Consider the following 18,555-nt stretch of genomic DNA (forward strand, 5'->3'; position numbering starts at 1 on the left):
TGTCTGCATTAACCGATATCAAAAACAGAAAAATGGAAACAATTTGTTTCCATTTTATCTATATATTTCATGATTGATGGGATTGAAGCTTAGCTTTTTTATCATCACATAGAGTAAATATACCAATGAGTAAAATTGTAAGAACAATACTGGCAAGAATATAAAACGTGGTTGTAAACCCGTTATTGTCAAATAACTTACCGACTATCCATGACAGCACAATAACACCAATATTTGATGAAATATTAAATCCGACTAAATAAAGGGTAGAAGACAACCTTGCATCAAAATTCGCAACTACATATTTAAATACCGCTAAAATAAATAACGGTGTTTCGATAGCATGAAAGAGTTTAACAAATGAAATTAAATAAACATTATCCAATGTGGCAGATAACGCAATGCGACAAATCATCACTAATACGGCAATTAATAGCGATCTTTTAGCGCCCATTTTATTAATAAAATAAGGAGCCAAAATCATAAAGCCCGCTTCTAAAAAGACTTGGAAGGAATTTAAATAACCATAGGTTTCATAACTATCTTCGGGTATTTCAAAAAAACTGGTATAGAAATTAGGAAATAACTGCTGATCATAAATAGTATAAAAACTATTGGTACCAATGATAAAAAAGACAAATAACCAAAACTTCTTCATACCAAATAGTGAAAAAATTTCGCTCATGGTTGGTATCGTTGATTTTGTTTTAGCTAAAACTTCACTACTGTTATCGGTTTTTGATGCTGGATCGTGTTTAGGTTTAAAAGCAAGGTTAATGACAAAATAGGTTGTAGCAATAACCGATGCCATCCAGAAGTTAATATGCGGATTAATACCAAATAAGATACCTGCAATGAATGTAGCAATCGCATAACCAAATGATCCCCAAAATCGAGCGGGTCCAAATTCAAAACCAAATAATCGACTAATACGCTCGATAAACGAATCAATTAATGCACAACCCGAAATAAAGCCAGCACTTAACACCGGTGCTCCAATGCAAGCTCCCAAAATAAAATCGTTTTTAAGTAGAGGTTCATACACATATATTAAAAATGGCCCAATAAGAATCATTACAATACTTTGGAAGGTAATTATCGCCTTTCCGATTTGTAATTTATCTTGAATAACACCGTAGAAGATCATAAAAAACATGGCAGCAGCTGAGTTAGCGGAATAAACAATTCCCAATTGTTCGCCGGATAATCCTATATTACTTTTTAGCCAAATGGCATAAAAAGACCACCAAAGCGACCAAGCTGCATAAAAAGTAATAAGGTAACCTGATGAGAACCAATAGTTTCTATTATATATAATATTCATATTCATATTCATTACTCTTATGTTGTTGAAGTTTAACGTTAACATGTTAAGGTTAACATTATTGTCATAATTAATATGAAATAGATAGTATCGATTATCATAATTGTTACTTACCTCACACTTTTTATCATTTTTATTTGTGGTATCATCAAAATAATAAATTTGAATAATTAATCTTTTAATGCTGAGCAAAAAGGGTTTAACTATGGTTTCACTTAAGGATGTTGCAAAGTTGGCATCGGTATCATTGATGACGGTATCACGTGCAATTAATAATCCGGAAAAACTAAATAAAGAGACTTATAAACGAGTCAAAAAGGCGATTGAGCAACTTAACTATGTTCCGGATTTATCCGCCCGTAAAATACGCGGTGATCATACCGCCCCACACGCTATTGGTGTTTTGGCATTAGAAACGGCAATGACACCATTTTCTGTCGAGCTTTTACAAGCCATTGAAAAAACTGCTCAACAACATGGCTGGAACACCTTTATTGTTAATTTGTTTGATGATAAACAGCCCGATCATGCAATTAACACGTTATTATCTTATCGCCCTGACGGAATTATCTACACGACAATGGGGCTAAGAAAAGTAGAATTACCTGAAAAACTCCTAGGCAAAGATGTTGTATTAGCTAACTGTATCAGTGATTCCGAGCAGCTTGCCTGTTATATTCCTGATGATTACAACGGTCAATATCTGGCAATGCAACAGGTTATTAAAAAAGGTTATCAAAAACCACTTTGTATCTATCTATCTGAAAACACATTAGCCGGTAATATTCGGCGCAAAGCAGCAGAGCAAGCATGGTTAGATGCGGGTCGAAATTTAGATGATATGCTTAGCTATCACACAGTATTACAACATGACCTTGCACAAGAGTATATGATGACGGTGGAAATACTAAAACAGCATTGTAAAAATAAACCGGAATTTGATGTATTGATTTGTGGCAATGATCGAATTGCTTTTGTTGCCTATCAATTCTTACTTAGTCAGGGCTTTAATATTCCAAACGATATTGCAGTGTTAGGTTATGATAATATGGTTGGTACTGGCGAATTGTTCTACCCACCACTAACAACGGTACAGCTTCCACATTACGAAATCGGCGAGCAAGCGGCTTTACATATTATTGGTGGTAACACACAGAAAAAAACCACCTTAGTGGCATCTCCCTTTTCACAACGAGAATCATTATAAGCAGGATCTTAAATCCACCACTTTTTTGTGGTGGATTTAAGATTGGTTAGGCATAAATCGATTTTAATTGCCAACTATCTAATTGCGTCACTACCACCTGACCATTTTCGGCAAATAGATTAATCATTCTTTGAGCCGGTAATTTTGGATAAATACGGCTTGAAAAGCTATATAGATCGCCATTAACAAAGACCTCAACCGAGGAAGCATCTACAAACACATGCAGAGTTAATTTTTTCGTTTTAGGTAAACGAACGCTACGATAACCTTTTAATTCAAGCCCGGAAAGACTGCGATCAAGTACAATACGGTTTGATTGTAAATCAACATATAAAAGCGTCGCCTGCTTACCATCTTCGGTTGCCGCAAGTTGTAAGCCAAAACGTTCAGCATTACTTTGCGTTAAATCGATTTCAACTTTTAACTCACAACTAATAGATTCTATGCGAGTATTTTTAAGTTCATTATTTAATACAATATTGGATAATGATTGCGGTTTTTCACGCAATGCTTCAAGCTCTTTAATTGGTCTGTTACGAACATTATTATGACGATCTAAAATCAGTTCACGAGGCAGGGTAAAAGCGCCCATCCATTTATCCATTTTACTAGGCATGACAGATTCCCACATGTCCATCCAGGCAAAAACAATGCGGCGACCGTCAGCGGCAAGAAACGACTGCGGTGCATAAAAATCATGGCCAAAATCCATTTCTTGAAATGGTTTAATTACGGAGAATGTTTTTCCCGGTTGCCAGTTACCCACAATATAGCCGGATTGGAATCGATTACGATATTGATAACCTTTAGCTTTCATACCTTGTGGTGAAAACATCAATATCCATTTATCGCCGAGAGGGAAAAAGTCAGGGCATTCAAGCATATATACATTGGGATCAATATCGCTGATCAGCACATGATCGAATTGCCATTTTTTAAGATCCTGAGATCGAAAAAGTAAAATTTGCCCCACATCATTGCTATCACGTTGGCCAACGACCATCCACCATAAATCATCTTGTTGCCAGACTTTTGGATCTCGAAAATGCATAATGCCGTCTTCTGGCGTCAAAATTGTGCCCTGTTTTTCAAAATGAATACCGTCTTTACTGGTAGCAAGACATTGGGTTTGGCGGATTTGTTCATCATTACCTTCACCTTTTAACCAAATATGGCCGGTATAAATCAAACACAGTTCACCATTTTTATCGACAGCAGAACCCGAAAAACATCCACTTTTGTCATATTCATTACCCGGAGCAATAGCAATCGGTAATCTTCGCCATGTTACTAAATCATCACTAACAGCATGCCCCCAATGCATTGGCCCCCAATTTTCATCATAAGGATGATGTTGATAAAAGGCGTGATACTGCCCTTTAAAGTAAATCAAACCATTAGGATCATTCATCCAACCCGCTTGTGGCGCCAAATGAAAATGCGGATAATACTGTTTATTCATTTTACTTTCTAATTTTTTAATAGCTTGATTAGCTTTATCAATAGCAGTAGACATAAAATCCCCTTTGTTCATCCTATATATGATTAATATAATAACATGGTACATCAATTTAATTGTTAACGTTAACTATAGGCAAAATAAACAGTAAAATATGTGATGTTAATCACATATTTTTAACGTTAACAATGAATTTTTTTAGAAATCATTTAGTCTATTGTTAATGACTAATTGTTAAACAAAGTCTAATCTATACCTAATTGGCTAAATTAAACAACAAATTGCCAACACAGTAATAAATTTTCAACCAAATTAACCATATATTATATAGAGTAATTAAATGAATAACACAAAAGTCTGGTCGCTTGGGGATGCCGTTATAGATTTATTGCCATTTGGCGATATGAATTATCAAGCTTGCGCTGGTGGTGCGCCGGCTAATGTTGCTATTGGTGTTGCTAAATTGGGACTTCCTTCAGCGTTTATTGGCCGAGTCGGTAACGATCCATTTGGTCATTTTATGGAAAAGACATTCAAACAATACCATGTTGACTGTCAAAGCCTTGAAAAAGACGATAATCATAGAACAAGTACTGTTGTTGTAGATTTGGGTGATAATGGCGAACGTAGCTTTACTTTTTTAGTCTCTCCTTCGGCCGATCAATTTTTATCAAAACAAGCATTGCCTAATTTTAATCAAGATATCTTACATTTTTGTTCTCTTGCACTGGTGGGGCATACCTGCCGGCAAACGCTAAAAACTGCAATTGAAGATCTGACGGCCAAAAATGGGTTGATTAGCTTTGATATTAATTTGCGCGAACAGATGTGGCAAGATAAAGACGAAATGCGCACGGTTATTACGCAATTTTGCCATGATGCCGATATCCTTAAACTGTCTGATGAAGAGCTATTTTGGTTAACAGAAAGTGATGATTGGCATCATGCCTTAAATAAATTAACACAGCATTATAATGCTCCGCTTAAGTTAATAACTAAAGGAAAAGATGGCAGTATTGTTATATGGCAAGGTAAACGATTTTCTTTTGATTCCTATCATGTCAATAGTGTTGATACAACGGGCGCTGGGGATGCTTTTGTGTCAGGATTGTTAAGTAGCATTGCTTCATCAGGAATGCCCGAAGATAAATTAATGCTAGAAAGCATGATGACTATTGCCAGTGCCTGTGGTGCATTAGCAACAACCAAAAAAGGGGCGTTGACGGCGCTACCCGATAGCGCATTTTTACAATCATTTATTGGCGACAATCCAGCCTTAACCGCTAAACAAATGGCATAATTTAATGACAGAAAAAGAAAAGATGCTCGCCGGTTTGTTATACGATCCCTGTATCAATTTACTGGCTAAAGAACGGCTTTATGCGCAAGATCTCTGCTTTCAAATTAATCAACTATCACCACTGGTTGAAGAGCAGCGACAACGATTATTTCAAACCCTGTTAGGAAAAACAGGAAAACTATTTACAATTATGCCCGGTTTTCAATGTGATTATGGCTACAATATTGAAATTGGAGAGAATTTTTTTGCTAATTTTAACTGCATCATGCTTGATGCGGCCAAAATTACATTCGGAGATAATGTCCTTGTCGCACCCAAATGCGGTTTTTATACCTCAGGTCACCCACTTGATAGCCAAATACGCAACAGTGGGCTTGAGTTTGCCAAACCGATTACGATCGGTAATAACGTTTGGATTGGTGGTAACGTAATTGTACTACCCAATGTGACTATCGGCGATAATACGGTTATTGCAGCTGGCAGTATTGTGGATCGAGATATTCCTTCAAATGTCGTTGCCATGGGCACGCCATGCCGAGTGTATAAAACGCTTTAATGCCATTTAAACTATCTGTTTGCTACATTGTGCTCTAGCCCATGCATCAATAATGAACACATCATCAATAGTGGCAGGTTCCGGAAAATTAAGTTGATCTAACGTGGTTGCAACCTGTTTGGCAATATCCATAAAACCAATTTTATGCTGTAAAAATGCTTCAACCGCCACTTCATTGGCAGCGTTAAGCGCTGTTGTTGCCGCTTGCCCTTCACCACAAGCCTCAATGGCTAATTTTAAGCATGGATAGCGAATAAAATCGGGTTGATTGAAGGTTAATGATGAGATTTGAGTAAAATCTAAAGCAGGTACACCGGATGAAATACGTAATGGATAAGACATTGAATAAGCAATTGGCGTACACATATCTGGCACGCCTAATTCTGCAATAATACTGCCATCTAGATAACGAACCATTGAGTGAATAATCGATTGAGGATGTACAATAATCTCCATTTGCTCAGAACTAGCATTAAACAACCAACGAGCTTCAATATATTCCAAGCCTTTATTCATCATCGTTGCCGAATCAACAGAAATTTTTTTACCCATTGACCAGTTAGGATGTAAAGTCGCTTGCGCAGGCGTGACTGAAGTTAATTGATTTAACGGTATCTCCCGAAAAGGCCCGCCAGATCCTGTTAACACAATTTTGGCGATACCATGATCAGTCAGATTAGCAAATCCAAGATCATGTTGCACTGCGGTAGGTAAACTTTGAAAGATCGCATTATGTTCACTATCGACCGGCAGTAGCTCGGCGCCATATTGCTTCACCGCTTGCATAAATAAATGCCCACAAGTGACTAATGACTCTTTATTAGCGAGTAAAATGCGTTTACCTTTTTTAATTGCAGCAAGAGTCGGCCTTAATCCCGCAGCACCAACAATTGCAGCCATAACTTGGTTAACTTCGGGGAGCTGTGCTAAATCACACATAGCTTGCTCACCACTCAGTACTTCTATATTCAATTTTAGGTTAGCTAAATTTGCTTTAAGCTGCTGCGCTGCTTGTTTGCTCGCCATAGCAACATATTTTGGTTTAAACTCCTGACACTGCTCTGTCATTTTTGCAACATTAGCGCCACCTACTAGCACATAAGCTTTGTATAAAGTTGGATTTTGCCGAATGACGGCTAACGTGCTACAGCCGATCGATCCTGTTGAACCTAAAATTGCGATATTTTTCATAATTAATAAATTAAACCAATGTTATTTTCTTCAAAGTAAGCGACGTAGCCTAAATCCGGTGCTCTATCGGTCATCACCAAATTAAACTGATCAAGGTTACAAATAAAAGCCGGTTTAACTTGATTAAACTTAGTATGATCGGCAATTAAAATATTTTGATTAGATTTTTTCATCGCCTGATGCTTCATATTCAGTTCATCAAAATGGTAACAAGTTGCACCTTGAGTGAGATCAATTCCTGCTGCCGAAATAAAAGCTTTATTTGGACAGATAAAATCGAGCGGATTATGGGAACTAATATTGGTAAAAATTGCATTATTAAGCTGATACTGCCCACCGCATAAAATGATTTTACATTTTGGTTTGTTTTGTAACGCTAGAAAGGCATTGAGTGAATAGCAGATTGCAGTAAAGGCAATATCATCATTAATTTCATCAATGATAAATTGCATGGTTGTACCGCAATCAAAAAAAATAGTATCGTTCTCATCAACAAATTGACTAACTAGTTTGCCAATATAACGCTTTTCATCTACATGTTTATCTTTTTGATCTGAAACAAAATATTGCGATATGGTATGGCGTGCTTGGTTAACAACATAACCGCCTAAAACAGCTAAACATGATGATTGATTGCTAAGATCTCGACGAATTGTCATTTCAGAAACAGCAAGCATTTGCGCTGCTTGCTTTAAATGAATTTTATCGGTAGTTTTTAATTGCTCAATAAGTGCATTAACTCTTTTTTGCGGTTGCGTTTCCATTGCCATTCCATAAATAGCAATAAGCTACTATACAGTAGCTTATAAAAGGATGAATTAATAGCCGCTAGATGATGCTTTATCGCCTGATACAATTGCAATACCAGCACTAGCGCCTAACCGTGTTGCACCAGCTTGAACCATTTTTTCAGCAGTTTGACGATCTCTAATGCCACCTGATGCTTTAACACCCATTTTATCACCGACTGTTTCGCGCATCAATTTAACATCTTCAACTGTTGCCCCTGATAAGCTAAAACCGGTTGAAGTTTTAACAAAAGCAACGCCAATTTCTTTACAAATTGTACAAACTGTAACGATTTCTTCTTTAGTTAATAAGCAAGTTTCTAAAATAACTTTTAACGGCACTGAACCACAAGCATTAAATACTGCTTGAATATCTTCTTTAACCGCCGTTAAATCATTGCTTTTTAGCCAGCCGACATTGATAACCATATCGATCTCTTCTGCGCCAGCTTTGACTGCCATTTCAGTCTCAAATGCTTTAGCAGAAGTCAGCATAGCACCTAAAGGAAAGCCAACGACTGAACAAACCTTTACATCGCTACCTTTAAGCAAGCTAGCGACTAAAGGCACATAGCCTGAATTAACACATACAGAATAGAAATGATACTGCTTTGCTTCTTCACAAAGTTTACGTATTTGATCTTCTGTGGCATTCATCGCCAGTAAAGTATGATCAATATACTTTGCATAATCCATAATGATGTCCTTTAATTGTGTTTAGTAATGTCTAGTAAATAATAGTCTTTAGTAAATGTTAGTAATGTTATAAAAATAACACATATAGCCCTATAATGTTATTTCCGTAACATTATATACTTAAATTTTGATAATTAAAAACTAAACTATTTACTAAACTATTTAATAAACTTAAACAATTAAATCAAATTGAAGTGGTTGGTATGAAAAAGCTAAGCAATGCGCAATTTAACATTACCTATTAATTGAAGTTATGATACGTGATTCACTAAATCAACTTGGAAACCATGATTTTGACAAACTTGATTAACTTTAGTGGCAAATAATGCACTAATACAAATAGAATCTTTTACCTTTTAATTGTGCACAAGCGCATTATTTGTATTGATCAACTATAGATAAACTCAGTTAGACTTTATATCGCTTAAATAGAAGGATAACTGTTTATTGAGTGATTTTTTATTTTTGATCTATTCGCTAACGGATAAAACTAATATTTTGTATTTTTTAGCGGTAATGAAATGATTGATAATTGATAGGTAAAAAATCAAAAAGCCTAGTTTTATCAACTAGGCTTTTTAGACAAGAGATTAAAATTCCATTAACTCTTTTTCTTTATCTGCAAGCACTGCATCTAATTTTTTGATAGCTGCATCTGTTGCTTTTTGAATTAAATCTTGTGATTTACGTTCATCATCTTCTGAGATTTCTTTATCTTTTAACAAAGCTTTGATTTGATCGTTGGCATCACGACGAATATTACGAATTGACACACGACCTTGTTCTGCCTCATTACGAACTATTTTAGTTAAATCACGGCGACGTTCTTCAGTTAACGGTGGCAAAGGTACTCGAATAACTGTCCCGGCTGAAGCAGGGTTAAGCCCTAAATCAGAAGTTAAAATTGCTTTTTCAATCATTGGCGTTAATGATTTATCAAACACCGTAATAGCCAGCGTTCTTGCATCTTCAGCAACAACATTAGCTAATTGACGTAGTGGTGTTGGGCTACCATAGTATTCAACCATAATTCCGTCTAATAAGCTTGGTGAAGCACGCCCGGTTCTAACTTTAGAAATATGATTTTGAAACGCCTCAATACTTTTTTCCATGCGCGCTTGCGCTTCTTTTTGAATCTCGTTTAACATAATAAAAACCTTATTTAAAATAAAGATGACTAACAGCTAACTGTAGCCTGATTATTAATTAATGTTCCTTCTTGTTCACCTAAGATGACTCGGCGTAATGCTCCTGATTTATTCATATTAAATACACAAATAGGCAGGTTATGATCACGAGCTAAAGTAAACGCTGCTAAATCCATGACTTTTAATTCATCATCTAACACTTTTTCATAATTTAATGTTTTATATAGTGTTGCATTAGGATCTTTAACAGGATCGGCTGAATATACCCCATCAACTTTGGTTGCTTTTAAAACAACATCTGCTTCAATCTCGATACCACGTAAGCAAGCGGCAGAATCAGTTGTAAAAAATGGGTTACCTGTCCCGGCAGAAAGAATAACGACTTTACCATGGCGAAGTAAGCTAATTGCTTCAGTCCAACGGTAGTCATCACACACACCATTTAATGGTATTGCCGACATTAAACGTGCATTAACTTCAATTCGATGCAGCGCATCACGCATGGCAAGTCCATTCATCACCGTTGCTAACATTCCCATGTGATCACCAACGACACGATTCATACCCGCTTTAGCAAGGCCTGCACCACGAAATAGATTACCGCCCCCAATAACAACAGCAACTTGAACATTCATTTCGATAAGTTCTTTGATTTCTTGCGCCATGCGGTCAAGAACGGTTGGATCAATACCAAAACCTTCATCGCCTTGTAGTGCTTCGCCACTGAGTTTAAGAAGAATACGTTTATAGAAAGGGGTTACCATATGAAGTCTCACTATTTCGTTATTTAATTACCTAATTAGCTAGAATAACTAGCGGGTAACTATTTTAAAATATTTTGTAGATAAACAAAACCGCCTTACGGCGGCTTAGATAAAACAATTAAGATTGTTTCGACATCGCAGCAACTTCAGCTGCAAAATCAACTTCGACTTTTTCGATGCCTTCACCCACTTCAAAGCGGATAAATGTAGCAATTGTCGCTTTTTTCTCTGCAAGTAAATCACCAACAGTTTTGCTTGGATCCATAACAAATGGTTGACCAGTAAGTGATACTTCACCAGTGAATTTACGCATACGGCCTTCAACCATTTTTTCTGCGATTTCACGTGGTTTACCTGACTGCATTGCAATATCGATTTGAATATTACGTTCATGTTCAACAACATCAGCCGGAACATCACTTGGATCAACATATTCTGGTTTGCTTGCAGCGATGTGCATTGCAATATGTTTCACTAATTCTTCATCACAGCCACTGTTTGCCGCAACTAATACACCGATACGTGCACCGTGTTGGTAACTACCAACAACATCACCAGTGATCTCTTGAACACGACGAATACCGATATTTTCACCAATTTTAGCAACTAAAGCAGTACGCTCTTCTTCAAATTTTGCTTGTAAAGCAGCAAGATCAGTAATGTGATCATTTAATGCCGCAGTTGCTACTTTTTCACTAAATGCGATAAAACCTGCATCTTTAGCAACAAAGTCAGTTTCACAGTTGATTTCTAGAATAACACCTGATTTTTTATCAGCAGAAATTTTAGAAATAATCACACCTTCAGCAGCAACACGACCAGCTTTTTTAGCTGCTTTTGCTTGACCTGATTTACGCATATTATCGATAGCAAGATCGATATCGCCATTAGCTTCAACTAATGCTTTTTTACATTCCATCATGCCTGCGCCTGTTCTTTCACGCAGTTCTTTTACCATAGAAGCGGTAACTTCAGCCATTTTTTAATCCTCTATTTAACCGTTATGATGATTTTCATTAGAATGGGTCGATTAATTTTATTATCGACCCTGAAAATATTTGAGTTTATTACTCAGCTGCTGGTGCTTCTTCAACGAAGCTTTCTTCTGATACTGGAGATTGGTTTTGCTCACGACCAGAACGAACAGCTTCAGCAACTGCATTTGCATATAATTGAATTGCACGAATAGCATCATCATTACCAGGAACGATATAATCAATACCATCTGGATCTGAGTTAGTATCAACAACAGCAATGACTGGAATACCTAAATTGTTAGCTTCTTTGATTGCGATATGTTCATGGTCTGCACCAATTACAAAAATCACATCGGGTAAGCCACCCATGTTTTTAATTCCACCCAAGCTATTTTCTAATTTCGCCATTTCACGAGCACGCATTAGTGCTTCTTTTTTGGTTAATTTGTCAAATGTACCATCACTAGCTTGTGTTTCTAAATCTTTTAGACGTTTGATTGATTGACGAACTGTTTTCCAGTTAGTCAACATACCACCTAACCAGCGGTGATTAACATAGTATTGGCCACAACTTTCAGCCGCTTGCTTAATCGCTTCGCTAGCTGCACGTTTTGTACCAACAAATAAAATTTTACCTTTACGCGCTGCAATCTTGTTTAATTCAGCTAAAGCTTCATTAAATAAAGGAACTGTTTTTTCAAGATTGATGATGTGAACTTTGTTGCGTGCACCAAAAATAAATGGTTTCATTTTTGGGTTCCAATAACGAGTTTGGTGTCCAAAGTGTACACCCGCTTGTAACATATCGCGCATTGATACTGTAGTCATGATTTCCTCATTTTGACGTTGGGGTTATGCCTCCACATATCCGCTTTATCCGACCTTATTACTTAAAGTACAAGGCACCCCGGAAAAGAGTAATGATATGTGTGTGTTATAACGTTAATTAAATTTTAAAATTTGTGCTTATAATCCATAATCATTTTGCTAAAAAATAATCTGGAAAGTAGCGCAGGCTTTATACCATATTTAGCTAACTATTACTAGTTTTATTTATATCGATGTGATTTTTATGGGCAAAAAAAAGATTTAAAGTCATAATAAATGGGGATTAAGTTATCGATTAATACCTTAAATTTAATTTTTAGATACCATCAATTTCATTTCATAAAAATACATAATCCACATTTTTTATTACGCTATTTTTATTAAAAAATGATTTAATTAAATCGTTTTTTTATTTTAAATTGGCTCAATTCGACCCGTACCGGCATATCAAACGGTTTAATATAGGTTATGCTAATCACATTTACTATCATAATCGATGAAATATTATTCTTCTGCCTCTGAGACTTGAATAGTGTAACTTTCTTCAAAATAAGAAGCTGGCACATACCAGAAAGCAGAAGACATCTTTCCTTTAATAACAACTTTAATATCACCTGTTATTTTGGGAATGCCTTTCACTGCTAAATAATTATATTCAACATAACCATTTATTTCAGGAAATATAATTTCTAATCCAGAATTTTTTGGATAAATTTCCCTCAGAAATCCTCTTTCTAAAATTGGTCCAGAACCGCCTCGAATGTTAATCGTAGTATAATAATTTTTACCTATAACAGCTTTCGGTAGCTCATGAGGCGTTATCATTACTTTCGGGGCGACGATACAACCTATCAATAAAAAACAGACTGAAAAAACGATACATAATCTTTTAAATTTTAATTTTCTCATTGTTATTATGGTATCTTTTTAAATACCATTCCTGCAAAATTATGGTTCAAAAACCTACTCAATGTTAATGTCATATCTATCTGCTCAAAAAAATAACTTTACCAAAATAATGTTAACTATTTTGTTATTTTCTTTATCGCAACCTTATTGCCGATGAAAAAATGACAACAGCATTTTATCGAAACAGATAACAAATATTAACATTACAAAAATGATACCTAAAGTGTTTCCCTATTCAACAATATTTAAAAAATATCATTGATGAAATATTATTCTTCTGAATCTGCTACATGAATAATATAAATTTTTTTAAAATCACCAGGCGTGATATTCCAGTAAGTCGGAGTCATTCCCCCTTTAATAATAACCTCAATATCACCTGTGATTTTTGGGATCCCTGTCACTGCTATATAATTACGTTCAACCATTCCATCTATTTCACGTAATATTATTTCTAATCCAGAGTTTTCGGGATAAATTCTCGTCCAAAAAGAAAGTGGTCCAGAGCCTCCTTCAACATTAATCGGCGCATAATAATTTTTACCTCTAATTCCTTTTGGTAATTCATTCGGTGTTATAATGACAGGGGTGACAACACAACCTATCAATAAAAAACAGACTAAAAAAACGATGCATAATCTCTTAAATATTAATTTTCTCATTGTAATTATGGTATTTTTTTAAATACCAATCCTCCATAAAATAGTTTACATGTCTGTATACAATGGCAATAGATCCAACTCACGTAGCCGAATATCAACCCGATTCACCGCTTTAATATCATCTGCATTTTCTGTATCAAAAAAATGGGGCAACGTTACCACTAGCGTTCCGGTTACCAGTCCTTCCTCGTTTTTGACACTTACCACATCCGACGATTCGGGTACTATTTCGTGCGTTAATTGAGCCTTGGGTAGATATATCATCCAGCCTGCTGATAGTCTGTCGGGAAAAACAGCTTTTCGGGGTAAATAATTTCCATTAACTATAATATAGGCACTATTAAATTTCTGAACTAAGGCTAAAATGAACTCAGTGACTGTTTGAGATTTAGTAATCCTAATATCTATTTTGAAATCTAATTCAATTTTAAGGAAAAATCTTTTCTCTAAAAGTTTCTCATATATAAAATAACATAGAGCTGCCTCTTCAGTATTTTTATCCCAAATAGATCCACTAAAAGAATTCTTATTTTTCTTATATTTTTGAGTTATTTTTTCCAATCCAACTTTAGTTACGCCATTTTTATCAAATAGCTGGTAAATAGATGACTTTTTTCTTAGAAACACCACATAAGTACCAATTTTCACTTTTATGAAGATAGTAATGCTGGATTTTTAATATCTGTTCAATTTGCGCAATACACACAGAGAGTGGTAAATAGGCTTCAGGTTTGAAATACATCTCAATAGTTAATTGTTTTTTCATATTGGCTTACTATAAATAACTCCTTATTGGTAATAAATCAGCATCACGCAATCTTAAATCAATACGATTGATTGTTTTCACATCTTCGGTGTTTTCAATACTTGGCATATGATCAAGCGATACAATCACTGTTCCTAGCTGTTTATCGTCTTTATATTTAGCTATATCTTCAAATTCTGTCCAATTAAACATCAATGAATCATAATTAGCTTTCATCATTGATTGAAGCAGGTTTATCAAGATTTTTAATCAAACTAGGGTTTAGGGTGAAAATCATCTATCTGATCTCGCCATTCATTGTAATCCCAAGTTACAATTTTGGTTTTCAGCGTTTCCAAATAGTCTAAAGCCGCTTGTTTTTCGGTTAAAGTAAGCATTTGTTCTAAACGATTTTGGATTTCTTTGTTATATTCCCAAACCGGTGGGAGTTGATAAGCATACCACGCTAAATTATTGCCTATCTCGATAATTTTTTGTTTTGCATAATCACTCAACAGCGACCAGGCATAGGCTTTAACAAAATCTTGCTCTCGACCTAATCCATAGAAATACGCTTCAGTCATGCGCAATATGCCGATAATTGAGCTATGCTCTGCCATTAGCTGCGCATAATCTATTGCCTGTTTTAAATCGTCTGATTTTAATACGTTACGGTATTCGGTTAATTTATTCAGCTGTTCATATTTTTGATCTTTATAGTGAGCTGCTTGTTGAAATAACATACTGCCTATCAAATTTTCGTAGCAATGATAGCCACCTTCAATGGCGTAATTAAAATACTCAATACTTTTTTCTAATCGCTCATCTGGACAGGGGCGTGCCATACCTTGTTCATCATACCCACAAAAACCCATTTGCCAACCTTTTTTAAAGGCAAAATAGGGATATTTTAAATCGGCAAACCGATCCATTAAATACCATTTTATTTGAGAACTTTTAAACACCGCTGGTTCAACTAACGGTTTACCTGCACTATCCACTAACTGATCCCGATACTTATCCATAAATTCTATAAATGAGATCATCCCTTCTTCTTTGTAATCTTCATCAAAGAATTTATGCCAATTAAGGAGAGAGTAATAATACGGCATGGCATTTTTATCCCATTGCCAGGCATGTTTTAAAAACTTGACTAAATTGTCCGGACTAACTACCGCATAAAATACTTGATCGTCAAATGCTGAATGATAAAGCTTTTTAGCCTCATCTATGCGTAATAATTGATTTTCAGGAATGGTTGAAGGGTAAATTGTAAAGTCCATAGGTAAGTTTTCGGATTCAACAAAACCAAAATTGACTTGTCTATCGGATGATTGATTAAAATAGAATTGATAAAGGCTAATAACCATTATCACGCTCATGGCTAACATGACTATTTTGAACGTTGAACGTTTCAATTTGCTATTCTTCACACGCTATTCCCTGCACTAAAACTCACTCTATCCAGATTAATCTCTATTATTCAACCTCAAATTTTACTCACTGCAATATAGTCAAATAAATTACGGTTTAGGGTGAAAATCATCTATCTGATCTCGCCATTCATTGTAATCCCAAGTTACAATTTTGGTTTTCAGCGTTTCCAAATAGTCTAAAGCCGCTTGTTTTTCGGTTAAGGTAAGCATTTGCTCCAAACGATTTTGGATTTCTTTGTTATATTCCCAAACCGGTGGTAGTTGCTCTGCATCCCACGCTAAATTATTGTCTATCTCGATAATTTTTTGTTTTGCATAATCACTTAACAGCGACCAGGCATAGGCTTTAACAAAATCTTGCTCTCGACCTAATCCATAGAAATACGCTTCAGTCATGCGCAATATGCCTATAATTGAGCTATGCTCTGCCATTAGCTGCGCATAATCTATTGCCTGTTTTAAATCGTCTGATTTTAATACGTTACGGTATTCGGTTAATTTATTCAGCTGTTCATATTTTTGATCTTTATAGTGAGCTGCTTGTTGAAATAACATACTGCCTATCAAATTTTCGTAGCAATGATAGCCACCTTCAATGGCGTAATTAAAATACTCAATACTTTTTTCTAATCGCTCATCTGGACAGGGGCGTGCCATACCTTGTTCATCATACCCACAAAAACCCATTTGCCAACCTTTTTTAAAGGCAAAATAGGGATATTTTAAATCGGCAAACCGATCCATTAAATACCATTTTATTTGAGAACTTTTAAACACCGCTGGTTCAACTAACGGTTTACCTGCACTATCCACTAACTGATCCCGATACTTATCCATAAATTCTATAAATGAGATCATCCCTTCTTCTTTGTAATCTTCATCAAAGAATTTATGCCAATTAAGGAGAGAGTAATAATACGGCATGGCATTTTTATCCCATTGCCAGGCATGTTTTAAAAACTTGACTAAATTGTCCGGACTAACTACCGCATAAAATACTTGATCGTCAAATGCTGAATGATAAAGCTTTTTAGCCTCATCTATGCGTAATAATTGATTTTCAGGAATGGTTGAAGGGTAAATTGTAAAGTCCATAGGTAAGTTTTCGGATTCAACAAAACCAAAATTGACTTGTCTATCGGATGATTGATTAAAATAGAATTGATAAAGGCTAATAACCATTATCACGCTCATGGCTAACATGACTATTTTGAACGTTGAACGTTTCAATTTGCTATTCTTCACACGCTATTCCCTGCACTAAAACTCACTCTATCCAGATTAATCTCTATTATTCAACCTCAAATTTTACTCACTGCAATATAGTCAAATAAATTACGGTTTAGGGTGAAAATCATCTATCTGATCTCGCCATTCATTGTAATCCCAAGTTACAATTTTGGTTTTCAGCGTTTCCAAATAGTCTAAAGCCGCTTGTTTTTCGGTTAAGGTAAGCATTTGCTCCAAACGATTTTGGATTTCTTTGTTATATTCCCAAACCGGTGGTAGTTGCTCTGCATCCCACGCTAAATTATTGTCTATCTCGATAATTTTTTGTTTTGCATAATCACTTAACAGCGACCAGGCATAGGCTTTAACAAAATCTTGCTCTCGACCTAATCCATAGAAATACGCTTCAGTCATGCGCAATATGCCTATAATTGAGCTATGCTCTGCCATTAGCTGCGCATAATCTATTGCCTGTTTTAAATCTTCTACTTTTAATGTACTACGGTATTCGGTTAATTTAATTATTTGTTTATATTTCTCATCCTTATAATGGTCACCTTGTTGAAATAACATTCTGGCTATCAAATCCTCGTAGCAATGATAACCACCTTCAATCGCATAGTTTAAATACTCAATACTTTTTTCTAATTGCTCATCTGAACAGGGGCGCGTCATGCCTTGTTCATCATACCAACAAAACCCCATTCCCCAACCTTTTTCATAGGCAAAATAGGGATATTTTAAATCAGCAAACTTATCCCATAAATAATTGCTCATATCAAAATTTTTAAACACTACTGGCTCTACTAATGGGTTACCCGCACTATCCACTAGCTGATCCCGATATTTGCGCATAAACTCATCAAAGGACATCATAATACCGTCCTCTTTTCCTCTTTCATCATAAAGGTCTTTCCAAACAAGAAGTTTATAGTAATATGGCATGGCATTTTTATCCCATTGCCAGGCATGCTTTAGAAATTTTATTAACTTTTCTGGATGAGTTACTCCGTAATATACGCCATCATCAAATGCTGATTCATACAGCTTTTTAGCTTCGTCTATGCGTAATAATTGATTTTCAGGAATGGTTGAAGGGTAAATTGTAAAGTCCATAGGTAAGTTTTCGGATTCAACAAAACCAAAATTGACTTGGCTATCGGATGATTGATTAAAATAGAATTGATAAAGGCTAATAACCATTATCACACTCATGGCTAACATGACTATTTTGAACGTTGAACGTTTCAATTTGCTATTCTTCACACGCTATTCCCTGCACTAAAACTCACTCTATCCAGATTAATCTCTATTATTCAACCTCAAATTTTACTC

20 protein-coding genes are annotated in these 18,555 nt (G+C 35.5%); 3 read left to right on the forward strand and 17 right to left on the reverse strand.

The features are described from left to right. Positions 1-67: 67 nt before the first annotated feature. Positions 68-1,324, reverse strand: coding sequence for an oligosaccharide MFS transporter (locus GYM74_RS12125; protein ID WP_220218450.1), 1,257 nt, complete (start codon positions 1,322-1,324; stop codon positions 68-70). 205 nt (positions 1,325-1,529) lie between these two features. Here GYM74_RS12125 and GYM74_RS12130 point away from each other — a divergent pair, with 205 nt between their 5' ends. After that, entirely contained in the window at positions 1,530-2,531 is a 1,002-nt protein-coding gene (locus GYM74_RS12130; protein WP_220218451.1) for a LacI family DNA-binding transcriptional regulator, read from the forward strand. A 46-nt stretch (positions 2,532-2,577) separates the two neighbouring features. Here GYM74_RS12130 and GYM74_RS12135 read toward each other — a convergent pair whose 3' ends face one another. Continuing rightward, positions 2,578-4,047, reverse strand: coding sequence for a glycoside hydrolase family 32 protein (locus tag GYM74_RS12135; protein WP_220218452.1), 1,470 nt, complete (start codon positions 4,045-4,047; stop codon positions 2,578-2,580). A 283-nt stretch (positions 4,048-4,330) separates the two neighbouring features. Here GYM74_RS12135 and GYM74_RS12140 point away from each other — a divergent pair, with 283 nt between their 5' ends. Both GYM74_RS12140 and GYM74_RS12145 read left to right on the forward strand, forming a co-directional pair. Then, positions 4,331-5,290, forward strand: a complete 960-nt coding sequence (locus GYM74_RS12140) for an aminoimidazole riboside kinase (protein ID WP_220218453.1) — start codon at positions 4,331-4,333, stop codon at positions 5,288-5,290. A 4-nt stretch (positions 5,291-5,294) separates the two neighbouring features. Further along, positions 5,295-5,846 carry a sugar O-acetyltransferase gene (locus GYM74_RS12145; protein ID WP_220218454.1) on the forward strand — a complete coding sequence of 184 codons (552 nt, stop codon included), beginning with the start codon at positions 5,295-5,297 and terminating at the stop codon, positions 5,844-5,846. Positions 5,847-5,852: 6 nt separating this feature from the next. On the opposite strand, the gene ispC is transcribed toward GYM74_RS12145, so the two are convergent. From ispC to GYM74_RS12220, 15 genes are all read right to left on the reverse strand, one after another. Next, positions 5,853-7,037, reverse strand: coding sequence for a 1-deoxy-D-xylulose-5-phosphate reductoisomerase (ispC, locus tag GYM74_RS12150; RefSeq protein WP_220218455.1), 1,185 nt, complete (start codon positions 7,035-7,037; stop codon positions 5,853-5,855). Between the two features lie 2 nt (positions 7,038-7,039). Further along, positions 7,040-7,801, reverse strand: coding sequence for a DNA-binding transcriptional repressor DeoR (gene deoR / locus GYM74_RS12155; protein ID WP_220218456.1), 762 nt, complete (start codon positions 7,799-7,801; stop codon positions 7,040-7,042). A 54-nt stretch (positions 7,802-7,855) separates the two neighbouring features. Then, entirely contained in the window at positions 7,856-8,521 is a 666-nt protein-coding gene (gene deoC, locus GYM74_RS12160; protein ID WP_065562697.1) for a deoxyribose-phosphate aldolase, read from the reverse strand. A 590-nt stretch (positions 8,522-9,111) separates the two neighbouring features. Next, on the reverse strand, positions 9,112-9,669 hold the full coding sequence (gene frr / locus GYM74_RS12165; protein ID WP_220218457.1) for a ribosome recycling factor: 558 nt from the start codon (positions 9,667-9,669) through the stop codon (positions 9,112-9,114). A gap of 29 nt (positions 9,670-9,698) precedes the next feature. Further along, positions 9,699-10,433, reverse strand: a complete 735-nt coding sequence (pyrH, locus tag GYM74_RS12170; protein ID WP_220218458.1) for a UMP kinase — start codon at positions 10,431-10,433, stop codon at positions 9,699-9,701. Positions 10,434-10,551: 118 nt separating this feature from the next. Beyond that, positions 10,552-11,412, reverse strand: coding sequence for a translation elongation factor Ts (gene tsf, locus GYM74_RS12175; RefSeq protein WP_220218459.1), 861 nt, complete (start codon positions 11,410-11,412; stop codon positions 10,552-10,554). Positions 11,413-11,500: 88 nt separating this feature from the next. After that, complete coding sequence (gene rpsB / locus GYM74_RS12180; RefSeq protein WP_220218460.1) at positions 11,501-12,238, reverse strand: 30S ribosomal protein S2; 738 nt, start codon at positions 12,236-12,238, stop codon at positions 11,501-11,503. 504 nt (positions 12,239-12,742) lie between these two features. After that, on the reverse strand, positions 12,743-13,147 hold the full coding sequence (locus GYM74_RS12185; protein WP_220218461.1) for a hypothetical protein: 405 nt from the start codon (positions 13,145-13,147) through the stop codon (positions 12,743-12,745). Between the two features lie 269 nt (positions 13,148-13,416). Beyond that, positions 13,417-13,809 (reverse strand): hypothetical protein, encoded by a 393-nt coding sequence (locus tag GYM74_RS12190; RefSeq protein WP_220218462.1) that lies wholly within the window; start codon positions 13,807-13,809, stop codon positions 13,417-13,419. Between the two features lie 45 nt (positions 13,810-13,854). Further along, complete coding sequence (locus GYM74_RS12195; protein ID WP_220218463.1) at positions 13,855-14,436, reverse strand: Imm52 family immunity protein; 582 nt, start codon at positions 14,434-14,436, stop codon at positions 13,855-13,857. Then, the gene (locus tag GYM74_RS12200; RefSeq protein ID WP_220218464.1) at positions 14,396-14,575 is read right to left on the reverse strand and encodes a hypothetical protein; all 180 of its coding nucleotides are present in this window, start codon (positions 14,573-14,575) and stop codon (positions 14,396-14,398) included. The genes GYM74_RS12195 and GYM74_RS12200 overlap by 41 nt, the downstream gene beginning before the upstream one ends. Positions 14,576-14,584: 9 nt before the next feature. Further along, positions 14,585-14,767, reverse strand: a complete 183-nt coding sequence (locus GYM74_RS12205) for an Imm52 family immunity protein (RefSeq protein WP_220218465.1) — start codon at positions 14,765-14,767, stop codon at positions 14,585-14,587. Positions 14,768-14,829: 62 nt separating this feature from the next. Further along, positions 14,830-15,987 carry a hypothetical protein gene (locus GYM74_RS12210; protein ID WP_220218466.1) on the reverse strand — a complete coding sequence of 386 codons (1,158 nt, stop codon included), beginning with the start codon at positions 15,985-15,987 and terminating at the stop codon, positions 14,830-14,832. Positions 15,988-16,077: 90 nt separating this feature from the next. Then, positions 16,078-17,235, reverse strand: coding sequence for a hypothetical protein (locus tag GYM74_RS12215; protein ID WP_220218467.1), 1,158 nt, complete (start codon positions 17,233-17,235; stop codon positions 16,078-16,080). Positions 17,236-17,325: 90 nt separating this feature from the next. Continuing rightward, positions 17,326-18,486 (reverse strand): hypothetical protein, encoded by a 1,161-nt coding sequence (locus GYM74_RS12220; protein WP_220218468.1) that lies wholly within the window; start codon positions 18,484-18,486, stop codon positions 17,326-17,328. Positions 18,487-18,555 lie beyond the last annotated feature (69 nt).

Source organism: Gilliamella sp. ESL0405, from assembly GCF_019469205.1.
In the GTDB taxonomy this organism is placed as follows: Bacteria; Pseudomonadota; Gammaproteobacteria; order Enterobacterales; family Orbaceae; genus Gilliamella.

Bases quoted from the DNA above. Each gene is read 5' to 3' on its own strand.
- GYM74_RS12135 (WP_220218452.1), bottom strand. From the start codon at position 4,047: ATGTCTACTGCTATTGATAAAGCTAATCAAGCTATTAAAAAATTAGAA.
- frr (WP_220218457.1), bottom strand. From the start codon at position 9,669: ATGTTAAACGAGATTCAAAAAGAAGCGCAAGCGCGCATGGAAAAAAGT.
- GYM74_RS12185 (WP_220218461.1), bottom strand. From the start codon at position 13,147: ATGAGAAAATTAAAATTTAAAAGATTATGTATCGTTTTTTCAGTCTGT.
- GYM74_RS12130 (WP_220218451.1), top strand. From the start codon at position 1,530: ATGGTTTCACTTAAGGATGTTGCAAAGTTGGCATCGGTATCATTGATG.
- ispC (WP_220218455.1), bottom strand. From the start codon at position 7,037: ATGAAAAATATCGCAATTTTAGGTTCAACAGGATCGATCGGCTGTAGC.
- GYM74_RS12140 (WP_220218453.1), top strand. From the start codon at position 4,331: ATGAATAACACAAAAGTCTGGTCGCTTGGGGATGCCGTTATAGATTTA.
- GYM74_RS12145 (WP_220218454.1), top strand. From the start codon at position 5,295: ATGACAGAAAAAGAAAAGATGCTCGCCGGTTTGTTATACGATCCCTGT.
- pyrH (WP_220218458.1), bottom strand. From the start codon at position 10,433: ATGGTAACCCCTTTCTATAAACGTATTCTTCTTAAACTCAGTGGCGAA.
- GYM74_RS12125 (WP_220218450.1), bottom strand. From the start codon at position 1,324: ATGAATATTATATATAATAGAAACTATTGGTTCTCATCAGGTTACCTT.
- GYM74_RS12205 (WP_220218465.1), bottom strand. From the start codon at position 14,767: ATGTTTAATTGGACAGAATTTGAAGATATAGCTAAATATAAAGACGAT.
- rpsB (WP_220218460.1), bottom strand. From the start codon at position 12,238: ATGACTACAGTATCAATGCGCGATATGTTACAAGCGGGTGTACACTTT.
- tsf (WP_220218459.1), bottom strand. From the start codon at position 11,412: ATGGCTGAAGTTACCGCTTCTATGGTAAAAGAACTGCGTGAAAGAACA.
- deoC (WP_065562697.1), bottom strand. From the start codon at position 8,521: ATGGATTATGCAAAGTATATTGATCATACTTTACTGGCGATGAATGCC.
- GYM74_RS12200 (WP_220218464.1), bottom strand. From the start codon at position 14,575: ATGAAAAAACAATTAACTATTGAGATGTATTTCAAACCTGAAGCCTAT.
- deoR (WP_220218456.1), bottom strand. From the start codon at position 7,801: ATGGAAACGCAACCGCAAAAAAGAGTTAATGCACTTATTGAGCAATTA.
- GYM74_RS12190 (WP_220218462.1), bottom strand. From the start codon at position 13,809: ATGAGAAAATTAATATTTAAGAGATTATGCATCGTTTTTTTAGTCTGT.